16 protein-coding genes are annotated in these 17,023 nt (G+C 62.8%); 10 read left to right on the forward strand and 6 right to left on the reverse strand.

The window, feature by feature from the left end; all coding sequences use genetic code 11:
- Nucleotides 1-39: 39 nt before the first annotated feature.
- The 4 genes from ABJF10_RS00070 to ABJF10_RS00085 all read right to left on the reverse strand — a co-directional run bounded on the left by ABJF10_RS00070 (nucleotide 40) and on the right by ABJF10_RS00085 (nucleotide 2,175).
- Entirely contained in the window at nucleotides 40-663 is a 624-nt protein-coding gene (locus ABJF10_RS00070) for a hypothetical protein (protein ID WP_348542456.1), read from the reverse strand.
- Nucleotides 664-765: 102 nt separating this feature from the next.
- Nucleotides 766-1,140, reverse strand: a complete 375-nt coding sequence (locus tag ABJF10_RS00075; RefSeq protein ID WP_348542457.1) for a VOC family protein — start codon at nucleotides 1,138-1,140, stop codon at nucleotides 766-768.
- Complete coding sequence (locus ABJF10_RS00080) at nucleotides 1,141-1,653, reverse strand: hypothetical protein (protein WP_348542458.1); 513 nt, start codon at nucleotides 1,651-1,653, stop codon at nucleotides 1,141-1,143.
- A gap of 246 nt (nucleotides 1,654-1,899) precedes the next feature.
- Nucleotides 1,900-2,175, reverse strand: coding sequence for a ferredoxin (locus tag ABJF10_RS00085; RefSeq protein WP_348542459.1), 276 nt, complete (start codon nucleotides 2,173-2,175; stop codon nucleotides 1,900-1,902).
- Between the two features lie 84 nt (nucleotides 2,176-2,259).
- Here ABJF10_RS00085 and ABJF10_RS00090 point away from each other — a divergent pair, with 84 nt between their 5' ends.
- The 4 genes from ABJF10_RS00090 (at nucleotide 2,260) to ABJF10_RS00105 (ending at nucleotide 5,875) form a co-directional block, all read left to right on the forward strand.
- Nucleotides 2,260-3,177 carry a LysR family transcriptional regulator gene (locus ABJF10_RS00090; RefSeq protein ID WP_348542460.1) on the forward strand — a complete coding sequence of 306 codons (918 nt, stop codon included), beginning with the start codon at nucleotides 2,260-2,262 and terminating at the stop codon, nucleotides 3,175-3,177.
- Nucleotides 3,178-3,969: 792 nt separating this feature from the next.
- A complete protein-coding gene (locus ABJF10_RS00095; protein ID WP_348542461.1) occupies nucleotides 3,970-4,236 on the forward strand; it encodes an LptF/LptG family permease in 267 nt (88 codons plus the stop codon).
- The gene (locus ABJF10_RS00100) at nucleotides 4,233-5,381 is read left to right on the forward strand and encodes an LptF/LptG family permease (protein ID WP_348542462.1); all 1,149 of its coding nucleotides are present in this window, start codon (nucleotides 4,233-4,235) and stop codon (nucleotides 5,379-5,381) included. Before ABJF10_RS00095 ends, ABJF10_RS00100 begins: the two co-directional genes overlap by 4 nt.
- Nucleotides 5,378-5,875, forward strand: a complete 498-nt coding sequence (locus tag ABJF10_RS00105) for a hypothetical protein (RefSeq protein WP_348542463.1) — start codon at nucleotides 5,378-5,380, stop codon at nucleotides 5,873-5,875. Before ABJF10_RS00100 ends, ABJF10_RS00105 begins: the two co-directional genes overlap by 4 nt.
- A gap of 105 nt (nucleotides 5,876-5,980) precedes the next feature.
- Here the strand turns inward: ABJF10_RS00105 and ABJF10_RS00110 are convergent, their stop codons facing one another.
- Nucleotides 5,981-7,918: an FAD-dependent oxidoreductase gene (locus ABJF10_RS00110; protein ID WP_348542464.1), complete on the reverse strand. Its 1,938-nt coding sequence runs from the start codon at nucleotides 7,916-7,918 to the stop codon at nucleotides 5,981-5,983.
- Between the two features lie 88 nt (nucleotides 7,919-8,006).
- On the opposite strand from ABJF10_RS00110, the gene ABJF10_RS00115 reads away from it, so the two are divergent.
- The 3 genes from ABJF10_RS00115 to ABJF10_RS00125 all read left to right on the forward strand — a co-directional run bounded on the left by ABJF10_RS00115 (nucleotide 8,007) and on the right by ABJF10_RS00125 (nucleotide 10,557).
- Entirely contained in the window at nucleotides 8,007-9,080 is a 1,074-nt protein-coding gene (locus ABJF10_RS00115; RefSeq protein ID WP_348542465.1) for a hypothetical protein, read from the forward strand.
- A gap of 68 nt (nucleotides 9,081-9,148) precedes the next feature.
- Nucleotides 9,149-10,135 carry a tRNA dihydrouridine synthase DusB gene (gene dusB / locus ABJF10_RS00120; RefSeq protein ID WP_348542466.1) on the forward strand — a complete coding sequence of 329 codons (987 nt, stop codon included), beginning with the start codon at nucleotides 9,149-9,151 and terminating at the stop codon, nucleotides 10,133-10,135.
- The gene (locus tag ABJF10_RS00125; RefSeq protein ID WP_348542467.1) at nucleotides 10,132-10,557 is read left to right on the forward strand and encodes a GNAT family N-acetyltransferase; all 426 of its coding nucleotides are present in this window, start codon (nucleotides 10,132-10,134) and stop codon (nucleotides 10,555-10,557) included. Before dusB ends, ABJF10_RS00125 begins: the two co-directional genes overlap by 4 nt.
- On the opposite strand, the gene ABJF10_RS00130 is transcribed toward ABJF10_RS00125, so the two are convergent.
- Nucleotides 10,547-11,083, reverse strand: a complete 537-nt coding sequence (locus tag ABJF10_RS00130) for a gamma carbonic anhydrase family protein (RefSeq protein WP_348542468.1) — start codon at nucleotides 11,081-11,083, stop codon at nucleotides 10,547-10,549. The two genes, ABJF10_RS00125 and ABJF10_RS00130, sit on opposite strands and share 11 nt — an antisense overlap.
- Before the next feature lie 191 nt (nucleotides 11,084-11,274).
- Between ABJF10_RS00130 and ABJF10_RS00135 the strand changes: the two genes are divergently transcribed.
- From ABJF10_RS00135 to ABJF10_RS00145, 3 genes are all read left to right on the forward strand, one after another.
- Nucleotides 11,275-11,553, forward strand: a complete 279-nt coding sequence (locus ABJF10_RS00135) for an HU family DNA-binding protein (RefSeq protein WP_348542469.1) — start codon at nucleotides 11,275-11,277, stop codon at nucleotides 11,551-11,553.
- A gap of 210 nt (nucleotides 11,554-11,763) precedes the next feature.
- Nucleotides 11,764-16,290: a PAS domain S-box protein gene (locus ABJF10_RS00140; protein ID WP_348542470.1), complete on the forward strand. Its 4,527-nt coding sequence runs from the start codon at nucleotides 11,764-11,766 to the stop codon at nucleotides 16,288-16,290.
- Nucleotides 16,287-16,868, forward strand: coding sequence for a response regulator (locus ABJF10_RS00145; RefSeq protein WP_348542471.1), 582 nt, complete (start codon nucleotides 16,287-16,289; stop codon nucleotides 16,866-16,868). The genes ABJF10_RS00140 and ABJF10_RS00145 overlap by 4 nt, the downstream gene beginning before the upstream one ends.
- Nucleotides 16,869-17,023 lie beyond the last annotated feature (155 nt).

Here is a 17,023-nt window from a genome sequence, read left to right on the forward strand (position 1 = left end):
TTGGTGCGGGTTGTTGTCTCTTCCCTCTCAGCCCCGCCGCTACTCCGCCGTCACGGTCACCGTGTGCTTTTCCGCTTTGCCGCCGCGGTAGAGCGTCACGTCGTATGATTCTCCCGGCACCGCGAAGATGTGAAAGCGCGTCGTCGTGGTCAGCGATTTCGGCTGCTCCAGTTTATTTGGCGTGATCACGTCGCCCTTGTCTGTCAGGATCGGACCGGCTAGCGCCCCGTAACCGCCCGTCACGAGATCGACTTCGACGAAGTCCGCCACGCCGTAGACATCGATCAATCCGCCGCGTGCCTTGGTGCTTAGCGTGATCGTCCAGCCGACGTTGATCGTCTCAAAAGCGCGCGGCGTGGTGGGCGTGACGGGAAAGTTGCCGGCCACGAGCGTCGTCGAGGCCACCGGCGGATCAAATTCCGTCGGGTAGCGAAACTCCCGGATCAACTCCACCACCGCTTTTTTTCCGCCGGATGCGACCGTCACGGCGGGAAAGCCCGAGATTTTCACGGCGACTCGATCGAGATTGGCCGCGTTGCTCAACGCATTCACCTCGGCGACCCGCTGGGGCGTGAGCTGTTTTGCGGATGGTTTCGAGACCGCGGCCACGGTCACTGCAGCCACGGCGAGCGCCAGGCCGGCGAAGAGGAACGAATGTTTCATAGGAGGGCGGGGAACGCTGCGACGCTGCCAGAACCGCTCCCCGTCCGCCAGCCTCTTCTCCCTCCCTCCGCGCCTCTGCGTTTTAATCACCAACGTCCCTGATCATTGCGCGATCACCTGCCCGACGAACACCAGGCACCCATCGGGGTCGATGATGTGGAACTCCCTCATCCCGTAGTCGCGGTCGAATAGATCGCGGACCTTGTAGCGATCCTTGAACTGGGCCATGTGAGCCCACAGCGACTCGATCTTCTCCACCCGCAAGTAAATCGACAAATGTCCGCGCGCCCGCTCCAGCACCCCGGGAGCGGCCGTCGTGAGATGGAGCGATACGCCGCCCCGGCGCAGGATCGTATAATTTTCCGCCGGCCGCACAGCCTCAAAGCCCAGCACCTCTTGATAGAAAGCCACGGTCACCGCCATCTCCGCCACTGGCAGGATCGGGCTCAACGCCTTGGCCTCGTAGTCGGTTGCCATCTATTTCTCCTCCATAAACTTCTCCCCATTCCACGCGTATTTGGCGTGTAGCTTGCCGCCCTTCTCGGTGCGCACGATCACCGTGCGTCCCTTGTGCGGCAGCTCGAAAAGAAATCCCGTCTCATTCGCAATCGGGAAGATCGAGCGTTTCACCTCGTGCAGGCGACCGCCGAATCCCGGCTCGTAGAAAGTGAGATACTTCGAGTTCTTCCCTTCCAGTTCCCCCTGGCACACGGCGAGCAGCGGCTTGTCATCCTTGTAACGAAACAACGCCACTTCGAAATTGGGCTGCGCCCCGTCGCCCGTGCAGCTCATGTAGCCATTGGGGATATCCACCGTCCCGCACTTCGGCTGGCGCAGGAAAGACAGCCAATCCTTCGCCGGCCCCTCGAACGTCTTGTCCGGAAGCTGCAGGTAATAATCCACCACCGTCAGCCGCTTCGCCTCCGCCGCGTCGAGCGGCAGGGAATAGAAGGGGGACAGGCCGATGAGTAGGAAAAGCAGAAAGCGCATGGTCGCAGGGCAAGGTCAGGAATTGGTCCAAGCTTAGCATTGGCCGACCGGGCTGAGAATCACGAAGGTGCGCCATCCCAGTCGCATCGAGGGCGACTCTCTCCTTGCGTGTCATCCTGAGCGGAGTGTAACGGAGTCGAAGGACCCCGTCGTACCACCAGCACCATCGATGGCAAAGCGACGGGGTTTGCCCGCAGTTCCAAAGGATCTCTTCACGCTCGGCTTTCGACTTCGTTGCACTCCACGTCAGCCGTGCGTCGTTCGTGTCGCCGGATCGCCGGAGATCTCCGTACCACCGTCATTCCCGATGGAATCCGTCGGGCAGCCGAGACGCCCTTCCTCAGCTTGGGCGATCTCCTCCGGTGTCCGCGGCTGGCGGGGAACATAGGTGTAGCCGTCCGCCTCTTGACGGACGAAAAAGTCCGGCGCGATCGCGCGGCACTGGTCACAGTCGATGCACGTGTCATCCACATAGTAGGGGCCGGGGACGTTCTCGGGAGCTTTGTTGGTAGGATCAGCCATAGGTTTTCTTTCGTTGAGTGGTCGAAAGGTAGTGCCCGGCGGCTATTGTGTTAAATTCATTAGTCGGATACATTGATGCTGGAAATGAATGAGTTCCTGCACGCCCCGCCGTTCGATCTCTACGAACTTCAGCTCTTTCGCCTCGTGGTGCAGCACCGCAGCTTCACCAAGGCCGCGCAACTCGCCGGGCTCACCCAAAGCGCGATCACCCGGCAGATCCAGGGCATGGAAGCCAGCCTCGGGCTGGAACTGCTCGAGCGCACCACCCGCAGCGTCCGCTCCACCCCGGCGGGCGAATTCCTCTTTCACGAATCCGCGCGGCTCATCGGGGACGTGGAAGCGTCCCTCCAGCGGCTGCGGGAACAATTCGCCGGGGCACGCCAGGAAGTGCGGGTCGGCATCTCGCGCAGCATCGGTCACGCTTATCTTCCCGGCTTCTTTCACGCCAATCTCCGCCGCCATCCGCAAGTCGCCTGCCGTGCCTCTTATCAACCGAGCGCCGACATTCTCGCCGCCCTCGAAGCGAACGACCTCGACCTCGGCGTCCTCTGCCCGCCGCCACGGCTCCCGCAAACCGTGCGGGTGACCCATCGATTCGAGGATACCTTCACGCTGCTGGCGTCCCGGGAACTCGCCGCCGCCTTCCTTGCCCTGCCCAACTCGACCAAGACACGCACCGCCTGGCTCTTAAAGCAGAACTGGCTGCTGATCGACGACGCCACCAACACCGGCCGCAAGCTCCGTGGATGGATGAAGCGGCAGGGCCTGCCCGTCGAGCCGACCATGCAGATGGACGGTTTCGATCCGATCATCAACCTCGTGGCGCTCGGCTTGGGGATCAGCCTCGTGCCCATCCGCGCCCTGGCGCTCTACGGCCGCAAACAAACCCTCCGGCGACTCCCGATGCGCGAGCGCTTCGTCCGCGAACTCGTCGTCGTCGTCCGTCGCCACCGGAAAACGCCCGCCCACGTCGCCCAGTTCGTCGCCAACGTGCTCTTTTAAGGGCGGGCCCGAATCGAAAACGGAGAGAAACCACGGATGGGCACGGATACAGAAAAGATGTTCTCTATCCGCGCCCATCCGTGTCATCCGTGGTTAATCCTCTTCCAAAGTCACTTTTCACTTGACATTTCCGGTAATGCGTGCAACATTGGCGGCGCACGTTGGATCGGGTCCTATCGTGCCGTAGGCAGGGGTGGTTAGGCAGAGCGGCAGAGCGGGAGCGAGAATTTCACAGACGATGCGAAGCAAAATTGCCCATTTCACTGAAAAAATGGCTGCCGGCCTTTCCGGCAGTCACGGCCGCCTGTTGTCAGGCGGTCGTGTTCCCGCCTGCCGTCGGCGTTCCGCTTCAGTCGCCGGCCTTTTATCAGTGGAGATCCGGCTGGTTCCGGGTAGTTCCGACCTTTGGAATCAAAATCGGATTCGAAGCCATGCGAGGACAGGAGCACCGAGCGCCGGCAATCCAGGGCAATCGCGCCTGATCGTGTCTAATCGTGCCGCAAAATTCTCCCGCGATCCCACCGGGAGATCTCACCGGAATCCCACTCCGGCCGGAACAGTTTCACTCTGGAAATCCCACACGATCCCACCCGATCCCACCGCCAAAAATTGCGCGCTCCCCGATCGTGCCACCGCGCTTTCGGCCCTCCCTCCACAGAGCAATCGCACTCAATCGCACCCATGAACATTTCCAGCCACAACAACCGCCGGGCAATCCAAGAACCCCCGACCCACCAGAGCTTTCTCTTGGCAAAGTGATGGAGTGGCCTTTCAATCCCGCACCCCGACCGCATGAGTCTCCCTGACCGCCACGTCTTCCGCCATTTCCTCCAGCCATTCCTCCTTTGCTTTGTGGGATTCATGGCGATCTGGTTCCTCGTCGACCTCAGCGACAACCTGCGCGACTTCGTCGAGGCGCACGCCACCTTCCGGCAGGTCTGCGGCCACTGTGTGGCGCAATTGCCGCCGGTGATCCTGCTGTCGCTGGCGGTGAGTCTCTTGCTGGCCCGGTATTTTTCGCGCCGCCGGCCGTTGGCCTCCCGCACCCCGACCGCATGAGCCTTCTTGACCGTTACGTCCTGCGCAGTTTCCTCGAGCCCTTCCTCATGTGCTTCGCGGGGTTCATCGCGATCTGGTTCATCATCGATATCCAGGACAATTTCAACGACTTCATGGAGGCCCACGCGACCTTCAAGCAGATCTCTGGCTACTACATCACCCAGGTGCCGCAGACGATCATGATGTCGCTGCCCGTCGGCCTCATGCTCGCGCTCCTCTTTTCGCTCAGCCGCATGTCGCGCACCAATGAGATCATCTCGCAGCTCACCGCCGGCCGCAGCGTGGTCCGCGTGCTCGTGCCGCTCTTTGCCGTCGGGGTGCTCATGACGGGCTTCTGCCTGTGGCTGAACTGGGACCGCGCGCCGCACGCCGAGGGCATCAAGAAAAACGCGATGAACCAGATCAAGCGCGGCAAGAAAGCCGGCACGGTGGAGCCGATCCTGGCCCATCTCTTTCGCGACCGGCAGAACAACCGCACCTGGTTCGTCCGCAAGCTCCGCCCCGGCGAAAACCGCCTCGATGGGGTGCACGTCACGCAACAAGACCCCACGGGCCGCATCTTGAAAAAGTGGTACGCCTCCTCGGCCACCTACGATCCCGTCAAGAAAGAGTGGAAGATCGAGAAAGGGATGATCGTCAATTTCACCCCGGAAGGCGACATGATCGACTCGGAAGCCGACCGCTTTCCCAGCGGGTTCCGCATCATCAAGGACTGGACCGAGACGCCTTGGCGCGTGGCCAGCTCGGAGTTGAACCCGGCCAGTCTGAGCGTGCCGGAATTGCAGGAATACATGAAGTTCAATTCCGATTTTCCTCCCGTGCAACTCGCGCCCTACGAGGCCAATCTCGCCGACCGCTACGCGCTTCCTTTCCAGTGCATCATCGCCGTCCTCCTCGCGGCTCCGCTCGGCATTGTCTTCAACCGGCGCGGCGTGGTGGGCGGGGTGGCGGCCGCCATCACCCTGCTGGTGGCCATGCTCATGTCCCACTCGTTTTTCCTCATGCTCGGCAAGAGCATGCGCCTGAGCCCCTACTTCTCGCCGTGGATTCCGAACATCGCGCTCGGCATCGTCGGCTTCCTGTTGCTGTGGTATCGCTCGACGAACCGCGACTTCCCCAAATTCACTTTTTCCCTGCGCCGATGATCAATCAGGAATGGAGCATTCAAAGCCGCGCCCACCGGTGCGCTGTGACCGGGGTCGAGTTTCAAGACGGCGACTATTTCTACACGCTGCTCTTCGAGGACGGCGCCAGCCTGCGCCGCGAGGACATCAGCGAGGCCGCATGGAAGGAGCGTAACGACAACCAGCAGCCCTATTCATTCTGGCGCTCGAAGTACGAAGCCCCGCTGCCCGCCGCTCCCGAAGCCATCGAGAAGCACACCGCCGAGGATCTGCTCCGCCGTTACATGGAGGAGACATCTCCGCAGCACGCCGCCGCGCGTTACCTGCTGGCCGCCATGCTCGAGCGCAAGCGCCTGCTCAAGGAAGTGGAGACCAAGCGCAGTGAGGGCGGCATCACCCGCATCTACGAGCATACCAAGACCGGCGAGGTCTTCGTCATCCCCGACCCGCAGCTCCGCCTCGACCAGATCGAGCAGGTGCAGGCCGAAGTGTCGTCGCTGCTCGGGCCAGGGTAGGGAGTATGGTGTAGGGCGCGTGTCCCCACGCGCCGGGATGGCACTGCGACTCGCGTCTTCATCCGCGTGTAAGGATAACACACGCCCGACAGTTCTTTGACATCATCAATGTGCAAGCGCCGCCCACACGGCTGTCGCCAAGGCGGCTCGCGTTAGCGGCTGCGCCGGATTGCGCCCCGGTAACTCCGCCAGCTTCGCCCGCGCCAGCACGCCGGCGATCTCCTCGGCGCTGGCGATTTTGTCCGGTTGGAATCGCACGCTATCTGCATCGGGGACAATGACCCCGCGCACGGCGAGCAGATTGACCGCCTCGAAATAATCCGCCGTCGGATCGAGATCGTGAAAGGGCCAGATCAGCACGCCCGACTTCACCAGCGCCCGCTGCACCGCGAGCACGCGCTGCGGGTCCGCCGCCACCGCGCGCGGTTGCACCCCATCGCGCAAGGCCAGCCACGCGACGGTGGCGCTGGCCTGGCCGCAGAGCATCATCTGCCCGTGTAGCCGCAACGCCGATTGCACCACGCTGCTCACGCCGATGTTCTTCGACGCGCCGAGCAACCCGTCGCGCTCGATCGGCACGAGGCCGCGCAGCGGAAACATCGCGCGGTCCGTGTGCGTGGACCAGTTGCGCGTCGCCGTGTGAATCGTCGCCCACGGCCCCGCCGGGTCGTCATTGAGGAAGACCCGCCGGGTGGGATGAAAGTCGATGTTGAATTGAAAGCCGAAGACGCCATCCAGCGGCATGAGCTTCGCCCAGCGCGGCTCTTCGTGCGCGGTGCGAATGTCCTGCTCGCGCAGCATCGTGAGCGCCTCGAGCCGCAGCCCTTCGCGCACATAGGGCTTGGGTGGCAGGCGGTCGGGAGTGCCGTATTCATCGGTGAGTTCGAGGCCGCGAAACTCGGGGCTCACGGTCTGCAAGTAATGGAAGAAACCGAGCGCGTGTTGTTTCGCATCTGCGAAGACCACGCGCCGCTGCACGGGGGTGAGCGCCACGAGGTTCTTTTGCGCAGCGCCCGGCTCCATGGCATCGAGCGCATCGGCCACCGCCTTGGGCCAGCGATCGAGCGGGTAATCCTGGGTCGGCCAGTTGAGAAAAGTCTTCTCCGCACCGGGTGCGAGGTGGAGGTGCCGGGCATCCACGAGCCGGCGATGCGTATAGACATTCACTGGCGACGAGTATGGCCCCGCGGTGTGGGCGGTGTCGGCGAAGGCCGGCACATTCATAAGCAGCGTGCCCTTCGGCCACGGGAGCGCCTTGAATTCCGTGACCGTCGCCTTGGTGGCGCCAAAGTAGCGCCGCACGTCGTAGCCCGCGGGTTCGGCGGTCAACGCTTCCTTCCCTGCATCGCGCAGCGTGACGCAGTAGGTGATGGGGTTCATCTCGCGGCGATTGCTGTCGTCCACCAACTCGGGTGCGCTGGGCTCGTCGAAGCGCGCCCTGGCATCCGGCCCCGCGCTCCACGCCGCGCCGCTGCGCTGGATCACATCGCCCCAGTCCGACGCATCGATGGTCACGCGCGCCGTCACTTGCAGCGTCTCCGCGGCGCGGGTGAAGGTGACGCCGGTCACTCGTCGGCCATCGAGTTGCACGGTGGCCGGCTCCCAGCCGCGTTCGACCCGCACGTGACTGGATTCGGCCGCCAGCAGTCCCTCGAAAATGCGCTCGGCCTCCGCGGGCTCGATGGTCAGGCGTCCGCAAAAACTATTGCCCGGAGACGGCGTGCCGTAATTGCGCCGGTTCGTTTCCTCGATGCGCTGGGCCACTTCGCGAAAGAGCCCACTGCGCGGAAAGTCCGCGCGCTTCCCATCCACCGTCGTCCATTCATCCATGACCCCCACCCCTTCCGCGCTGAACTGCCCGCCGAGCCAGTCGATATCGTTGACCAGCACGATGCGTTGCACGCCCAGTCGCGAGGCTTGCACGGCGGCGGCGCAGGCCGATTCATTGCCGCCGACGATGAGCAGGTCCGCATCGAGGGTGGCGGCGCGCAACGAACCGGTGAGCACCCACCCGGCGATGACGAAGGGGAGAAAACGAAACATGGAGACGAGCATGCCGCGAAGCGCAGGAGCTTGCCGAGCGAGTTGTTTGAGCATTGCGGAGGCCGGGGATTTGGCGGCAAGCTGCGGCATGATCCGCCGTTTCCTCCCCTTCGCTTTGCTCCTGTTCACCGCGGCATTTTCGCACGCCGACAAGATCGTCCTCGTTGCCGGCACCGGCACGGCGGAAAAAGACGCGCCCGCCACCCAATGCGCCTTGCATGAGCCATTTTGCACGGAGTTCGCACCGTCGGGCGAGATGATCATCGCCGAAATGGAGCACGGCAATCGGGTGCTCAAGGTCGGCAAGGATGGCGTGCTGCACGTACTGGCCGGGACGGGCGCGAAAGGCTCTACCGCCGATGGCGGACCGGCCACGGCCGCGACGTTCAACGGAATCCACAATTTCGTCGTGCGCCCGGATGGTGACCTGCTGATTGCGGACAGCTTCAACAGCCGTCTACGTCGCATCGACTCTAAGACTGGCATCATGACGACACTTGCCGGTGTGCCGAAGAAGGGATTCGCCGGTGACGGAGGGCTCGCAACGGACGCGCAGTTTTCTACGCTCATTCAGATCGCCCTCAATCCGGCGGGCAACCAACTTTACTGCGCGGACATCGGCAACCGTCGGATCCGCCGTATCGACCTGGCCACCAATGTCATCATCACCGTCGCTGGCAACGGACAGTTTGGAGTTCCGCCGGAGGGTGCGGACGCGGTGAATGCGCCGCTCGTGGACCCGCGCTCTGTGACACCAGATGCGGAAGGCGGCTTCTACATCCTCGAGCGCAATGGCAATGCGCTGCGCTACGTGGATGCGGCGGGCAAGATCAAGACCGTCGTGGGCACGGGTGCAAAGGGCCTGAGCGGCGATGGTGGTCCGGGCCTTCAGGCGACGATGAACGGCCCCAAGTACACTGCGCTCGATCGCGATGGCACCGTGCTCATCGCCGACGCGGAGAACCACGTCATCCGCCGCTACGCGCCGAAGACCGGCTTGATCACCCGGGTGGCGGGCACCGGCAAAGCAGGCGCCGCCGGCCTCGGCGGCGACCCGCTGCAATGCGAACTCCGCCGCCCGCACGGCGTGACCGTCGGCCCCGACGGCGCGCTCTACATCACCGACAGCTACAACGACCGCATCCTGAAGATCGTTCGTTGATTGGCGCGGCTGCGCCTTGTCGTCCCGCACCTTGGCAATCCGCTCATCCGTGGTAACCTGCACCTCTCATGCTTCCTTGGTTTCAAGACCAGTTCCCGCTCTACCTCGCGCCGATGGCCGGGGTGACGGACACTATTTTCCGCCAGCTCTGCAAGGAGCAGGGCGCGGACGTGATGGTCACGGAGTTCGTCAGCGCCGAGGGCATCTTCCGGCGCAACGAGCGCACGATGGAATACCTCGAATTTGTCGAGGCGGAGCGCCCAGTCGGCGTGCAGCTTTTCGGCGGCGATCCCGCGCACTTGGGTGAAGCGGCGCGCATGGTGGCCGAGTGGAAACAACCCGACTTCATCGATCTCAATTTCGGCTGTCCGGTGAACAAGGTTGTTTCCAAGAACGGCGGTTCCTCGATCCTGCGCGACTGTCCGCTGCTGGAAAGAATCGCGCGGGCCGTGGTGCAGGCCGCGGCGCCGTTGCCCGTGACGGCGAAGATCCGCATCGGCTGGTGCGAGCAGACAATCAATGCGACGACGACCGCGCGCCTGCTGGAGGATTGCGGTGTGCAAGCCATCGCTGTGCATGGCCGCACCAAGGAGCAGGGCTACAGCGGCCTGGCGAATTGGGATGTCATCGCGCAAGTGGCTGCGGCGGTGCGCATCCCCGTGATCGGCAATGGCGACATCACTAGCGCCGCGGATGCGGTGCGCGCCATGAAGTGTGGCGTGCGCGGCCTCATGCTCGGCCGCGCGGCGATGAGCGCGCCGTGGATTTTCCGCGAGATCAAGCACTACGTTGCGACCGGCGAAACGCTGGCCGCGCCGCCACTCGAGGCGCAGTGGGCCTTCATCGTCCGGCATTGCCGCTGGAAAGTGGAGGCGATCGGCAGCGAACTGCACGCGATGCAGACGATGCGCACGCGGCTCATGGCCTATTCGCGCGGCATGCCCGAGGCGAAGCACTTGCGCTTCCGTTTCGCGCACGTGGCCTCGATTGCGGAACTGGAAGACATCGCCGCGGAGAATCTCACCCGCGTAGCCTCGGAGGCAGTGGCGGCGTGAGCGCCCGCATCCGGTTGGCCGAGACCCCCGACGAAATCGCGCGGTGTTTTGCGGTGATACTCGAGCTGCGTCCGCATCTGGAACCCGCGCCGTTTGTCGAGCAGGTCCTCCGGCAACAGGCCGAGGGCTACCGCCTCGCCTTCCTGGAGGATGGGGGCGCGGTGCAGTCCTGCGCGGGCTATCGCATCAGCGAGAACCTCAGTTCGGGACGCTTCATGTATGTCGATGATCTGGTCACCGCGTCATTGGCCCGTTCCCGCGGATTCGGCGGCGAACTCTTTGATTGGCTGGTGGTGCAGGCGCGGGCCGAGGGCTGCGCGCAGTTTCAACTCGACTCGGGCGTGCAGCGTTTCGGAGCGCACCGCTTCTACTTGATGAAGCGGATGGAGATCACCGCCCATCATTTCGGACTCAAGCTTTGAGCGCGGCCCGTTCGCGATAAGTCCGCGAGAGCGCGACGTACTTCTCCGCCCACACCTTGATTCCTGCCTGCTCCTCCAGTGAAAGCGTGCGCACCACCTTGGCCGGTGAACCAAGCACCAGCGAGCCGGGCGGAATCTTTTTGCCGCCGGTGACCAGCGCGCCCGCGCCGATGATCGAGCGTGCGCCGATCTCGGCGCCATCGAGCACGATCGCTCCCATGCCGACCAGCACTTCATCGGCCACCGTGCACGCATGGAGGATCGCCTTGTGACCGACCGTCACCAACTCGCCGACATAGGCGCCGTAATCATCGGCAAGATGCACCACCGCGCCGTCCTGCACGTTCGAGCGCGGGCCGATGACGATGCGATTGATGTCGCCGCGCAACACGGTCTGGAACCATACGCTGGACTCCTCCGCGAGCGTCACGTCGCCGATCACATCGGCCCCCGGGGCGACGAAAGCCGACGGGTCAATCCGGGGAGGGGTGTCGAGAAAACATTTCAACTGCTGGGGCAAATTCATGGGGAAAATGGTGCGACGATCATGGTCGAAAGCAACCGCGAATGCCGATATTTACAGCATTCCGGCGCTTTGGAAAAATGTTAGAGGAAATTATTGACTTCGATTTGGTGGACTGTCATCACTCGCGAACTTCGCTGGTTTCCCACCCCCAGCTTCGAACAAACAATCTAAACCAAGGAAAATCACCATTCATGAACAAGGCAGAACTCGTTGAGGCAGTCCAAAAAACACTCGGCAAAGACGTGAGCAAGGCCCAGGCGGAACGCGCCGTGGAAGCCGTCGTCGAAGGCATCAAGGGCGGTCTGAAAAAGGGCAAGCCCGTCCAGCTCGTCGGCTTCGGCACCTTCAAGGTCGCGCACCGCAAGGCCCGCCTCGGCATCAACCCGAAGACCGGTGAGAAGATCAAGATCAAGGCTTCCAAGAGCGTCAAGTTCGCCGCTGGCAAGGACCTGAAGTCCAAACTCAAATAATTTCCCCCCCGCAACCCGAGAAACCCCGTTTTGCGCCCGTGCAAAACGGGGTTTCTCACGTACGGGGTAGAGGGGCGGCGGGGAGCGAGGGGGCTGGACGGGTGGACGAGGGCGGCGGACATGTTGGAAGCCGGGCATTACAGAGGCCTTTTCTAAGGGTTAGTGCGGAGGGGATGGGCGCGCATCCTGCTAAAGAAGTACCTCTCAAAAATGCAGCGGCAGCCCTCCTCCATCGAAAAGAAGATTTTCGCCGGCTTCGGCTTTGCGCTGGTCGTTTCCGTCCTCGTCAGCCTCGCGACGTATCTGAACAACCAACGCCTCGTCGAGACGCGCCGGGAGGTCGTGGAGACGCAGCAGGTGCTGCGCAGCCTCAAGCAAATCCTGGCGACGGTGACGGATGCGGAGACTGGAACGCGGGGCTTTTTGCTGGCGGGGGACGAGGCCTTCCTCGAGCCCTTTACCGCGGCCACCGGAAGAATGGCCCCCGATTTCCAACGTGTGCGACTGGCGACGCGCCATGATGCGACGGTCCAGCCGCGGCTGGCGCAGTTGGAGGAATTCACGCGGAACGAACTGCAGTTCCTCAGCCAGGCGGTCGAACTGCGGCGAGCCAGTGGCTTCGACGTGACGCGCGATCTGCCGCTTCTGCGCGAAGGCAAGACCCGCATGAATGCGATTCGCAATGTGATCGCCGAGATCGAAGGCGATGAATTGGCGGTGCTCAACAACCACGAAGTCGCGGCGCGCCACAGCACCACGATGAATCTCGTCACCGTGCTAGTGGGCAGCTTTGCCACCGTCGGCGTGCTGGGCCTGGTCTATTTTCTGACGCGGCTCGACATGGGCGAGCGGCGGCGCGTGGAGGCGACCTTGCGGGAAACCGAAGAGTTCAAGACGCGGGTGCTCGAGAGCAGCGGCGACAACATCACCGTCCTCAGTCTCGACGGACGCGTGCTTTCGATGAATGGGGGAGGCCAGCGCAGCATGGCCATCGAGGATTTTGAGTCCATTCGCAACAGTGTGTGGCTGGATCTTTGGAAGAATGGTTCCGAGTCGGAGGCGCAAAAGGCGCTGACCCAAGCGGGCGGCGGCGGAACGGGGCGATTCTTGGGCTCCTGTCTGACGGCGACCGGAGAGCCCAAAATGTGGGACGTGGTGCTTACGGCGATTCATGACGCATCCGGGAAACCCGAGAAACTGCTCGCCGTCTCCCGAGACGTCACGGAGAGCCAGGCGGCGGAGGAGAAGTTCCGGATCATCTTCGAGCAATCGAGCGACGCGCACCTGCTTTTCGCCAAAGATAGCATCATCGATTGCAACGTGGCGGCGGCGCGGATGCTGGGCTTTGAGAGCAAGGAGGCGTTGCTGGCGGTGCCGATGTCGTCGCTTTCGCCCGAACGCCAGCCGGATGGATCGCTTTCCATGGAGCGCGCCGCGGAAATCCGGCGCCTGCTTCGCGAGCGCGGGCGCTACGGTTGCGAATGGAACTTGCGCCGCAATGATGGGTACGAGATGACGGTCGAGATCACGCTCACCATGGTGGAATTTCTGGGCCAGAACGTCCAACTCGCGGTGTGGCACGACTTGACCGAACGCAAGGAAGCCGAGGCCGCGTTGCGCGAGAGCGAGGAGCGTTTCCAGGCCTTCATGAACCACAGCCCGGTGGTCGCCTTCATCAAGGACGAGAACGGCTGCATGCTCTACATCAACGAGGTCATGGAGCAGCAGTTCCAGATGAAGCTGGAGGACGTCTTCGGCAAGACCGACTTCGATTGGATGCCCCACGACAAGGCCGCGCAACTCGCCGCGGTGGACCGCGAGGTTCTGGCCACGGGCATCCCGCGGCAGTTGATCGAGGAGGTGCCCACCCCGGATGGTGTCATTCACGAGTGGCTGGTGATGAAGTTTTCCATGGGCACGACGGATGGCGCGAAGATGCTGGGCGGCGTAGCCATCGATGTCGGCGAACAGCGCCGGGCAGAGCGGGCCTTGCAGGAAAGCGAATTGCATTATCGCGAGCTCTTTGATGAAGCGCCGGTCGCCTATCACGAACTCGACCTGGAGAGTCGCATCACGCGCGTGAATGCCACCGAACTGAACATGCTCGGCTACCGGCTTGAGGAGATGGTGGGGCACCCGGTGACGGATTTTATCGTCGGGGACAACTCAAGTGGCGCACTGCAGCAGCCGCCGGCGGGCGACCAGCGGCACGATTCCTACGAGCGCATCTTCCGTCGCAAGGATGGTCGCCGCGTCCCGGTGTTGATGCGGCAGCGGGTGATGACCGACGCCTCGGGCGCCGCCTGCGGCACGCGCGCGACCTTGCAAGACATCAGCGCGCTGAAACGCAAGGAACTGGAATTGCGCGACGCCGAGGAAAAGTACCGGAGCATTTTCGAAAACGCCATCGAGGGCATCTTCCAGTCGACCCCGGAAGGAAGCTACATGAGCGTCAACCCAGCGCTTGCCACCATCTACGGTTACGACAACCCGGACGAGTTGATGAGCAAGATCACCCACATTGCGAAGCAACTCTACGTGCGGCCGGGCCGCCGCGCGGAATTCACCGCGCTGATGCTCGAGAAGGGCTCGGTGACCGATTTCGAGTCGCAGATTTACCGGCGGGATCGCTCGATCATCTGGATCTCCGAGCGGGCGCGCGCGGTGCGCGATCAGGATGGCAAGCTGCTCTATTACGAAGGCACGGTCGAGGACATCACTGCGCGCCGGGAAACCGACGAAGCGATCAAAAAAGCGCGCGACGCGGCGCTCGAATCCGCGCGGCTCAAGTCCGAGTTCCTGGCCAATATGAGCCACGAGATTCGCACTCCGATGAACGGCATCATCGGCATGACCGGCCTGCTGCTCGACACGGACATGACGCCCAAGCAGCGGGACTTTGCGCAGACGATCTCCAGCAGTTCCGACGCGTTGCTCACCATCATCAATGACATCCTCGATTTCTCGAAGATCGAGGCGGGCATGCTCTCGTTTGAAGAGATCGACTTCCAGTTGGGCAACGTCGTCGAAGGATCGGTCGAATTGCTGGCTGCCCGCGCCGCCAGCAAACAGATCGAACTGGCCTCGCTCGTGTATCAGGACGTGCCGACTGGCTTGCGCGGCGATCCCGGACGCCTGCGCCAGGTGTTGACCAATCTCATCGGCAACGCTGTGAAATTTACCGAGAAGGGCGAAGTCGTGGTGCGTGCCAATTGCCTGGAGTCGAACGGCACGCATGTGATGATCCGCTTTTCCGTGGCGGATACGGGCATCGGCATCAGCCCGGAAGGGCAGGAACGGCTCTTCCAGGCGTTCGTGCAGGCCGATGGCTCCACGACGCGCCGTTTCGGCGGCACTGGGCTGGGGTTGGCGATTTGCAAGCAATTGGTGGCGCGCATGGGCGGCGAAATCGGCGTGACCAGCGAAGCCGGCAAGGGCTCGACGTTCTGGTTTACCGCCCGCTTTGAAAAGCAGGCGGGCGGCGGCATGGCCGCGCCGCGCCCGGCCAAGTTGAAGGGGGTGAAGGTTCTCACGGTCGATGACAACGACACCAACCGCGCGATCCTCCAGCATCTTCTCGATAATTGGGGCATGCGCGAGCAGCAGGCGGCCAGCGGCGCGGAAGCACTCTCGATTCTCCACAGCGAAGCCGGGCGTGGCCGAATGTTCGACCTCGCGATCCTCGACATGCAGATGCCCGGCATGGATGGCCTCGAGCTGGCACGGGCGATCAAGAAGGACCCGCGCTACGCATCGATCCGCCTCGTCATGCTCACCTCGGTCGACCGGCAGGAAGACCCGGAGGTGCTGCGCGAGACAGGCGTCGACGCTTATCTCACGAAGCCGGTGAAGCAGTCCCAGCTCTACGATTGCCTGAGCCTCGTGATGTCGTCCGACGTGGAAACGCGCGAGATCAAGTCCGGCCTCATGGCCTTGACCGAGCAACCCCCGGACCTCACCTCCCAGCCGGTGGAAAAACTGCGCATCCTCGTCGCGGAGGATAATCCGGTGAACCAAAAGGTGGCCCTGTATCAATTGCAAAAGCTCGGTTACGTGGCCGACGTGGTGGATAATGGCCGCCGGGTTCTCGAGGCGCTCGCCCGCTCCCGCTACGACATCGTCTTCATGGATTGCCAGATGCCCGAGCTGGATGGCTACGAAGCGACACGGGATTTGCGCGCCATCGAAGGCGAAGAGCGGCACACGTGGATCATCGCGATGACGGCCAACTCTCTCGAAGGCGACCGCGAGAAATGCCTGAACGCGGGCATGGACGACTATGTGAGCAAACCGGTGAAGCCCGAAATTTTGCTGGACGCCATCCGGCGATACTCCGGCCTGCGCGGCATCGAGCAGGACAAGCGTGAGGTCGACATCGAGGGCATCGTCGACCCGAAGGCCCTGGCCAGCTTCCGCGAGCTGGAGATCGAGGGCGAGGAGAGCATTCTGGGCCGGCTCATCGACGTCTTCATCGAAAACTCCCCGCGCGTCATCAAGGACGCCCGCCGGGCCCTGACCACCCGCATGAGCCCGCAGCTCGAGCGCGCCGCACATACCCTCAAGGGGAGTTGCAGCAATTTTGGTGCGGAACGGATGCGCCTCGCGTGCGAGCGGCTGGAGCAGATGGCCCGGGATGGCAATCTCGAGACCGCGGCGAGTTTGCTCAAAGAAGTAGAAAACGAATTTGAGCTTGTGCGACTTGCGCTGGAGCACGAAAAGCCTGTTTGTGCGGTATGAAAATCCTCATCGCTGAAGACGATCCCGTTTCGGTGAAAATCCTGCAGTTCACCCTGCAGCACTACGGCCATGAGGTCGTCACCTCCGCCAGCGGCACCGAGGCGTGGGAGGCCTTCGACCGCGATCCCGTCCGCGTCATCGTGAGCGATTGGATGATGCCTGGCCTCGATGGCCTGGAACTGTGCCAGAAAGTGCGCCAGCGGACGAAGACCGACTACACGTATTTCATCCTGCTTACCGCGATCAACACCGGGCGCGACAACTTGCGCAAGGCGATGGACGCGGGCATCGACGATTTCCTCACCAAGCCCCTCGACCGCGAGGCGATCCTCATGCGGCTGCGCGTGGCCGAGCGCATCCTCGAGTACACCACGCAAATCCGGCAGCTCAAGGAACTGATCCCGATCTGCATGTATTGCAAGCGCGTGCGCGACGACACGAACTACTGGGACCAGGTCGAGACCTACATTCACACGCACACCGGCAGCCAGTTCAGCCACGGCATCTGCCCCGAGTGCTTCGACAAGCAGATGGGTGGTTTGGGACGGACGGGGTTGAACGTCACCCCGTTGCCGTAACGCTGGGTCGGCATTGAACTCCGTGGCGAACGACCGTTCAATGCGCGAGCACGCTTTCCTCATGCGCTGTCTCCTCGGCGGAGGGTGTCGCTGCATTATCCTCGTCGTTTCCTTCCCGATCCGCCTCCGTGGGAATCAAGATCGCTGAAGAATTC

It is taken from the genome of Chthoniobacter sp., from assembly GCF_040003245.1.
Taxonomy (GTDB): Bacteria; Verrucomicrobiota; Verrucomicrobiia; order Chthoniobacterales; family Chthoniobacteraceae; genus Chthoniobacter.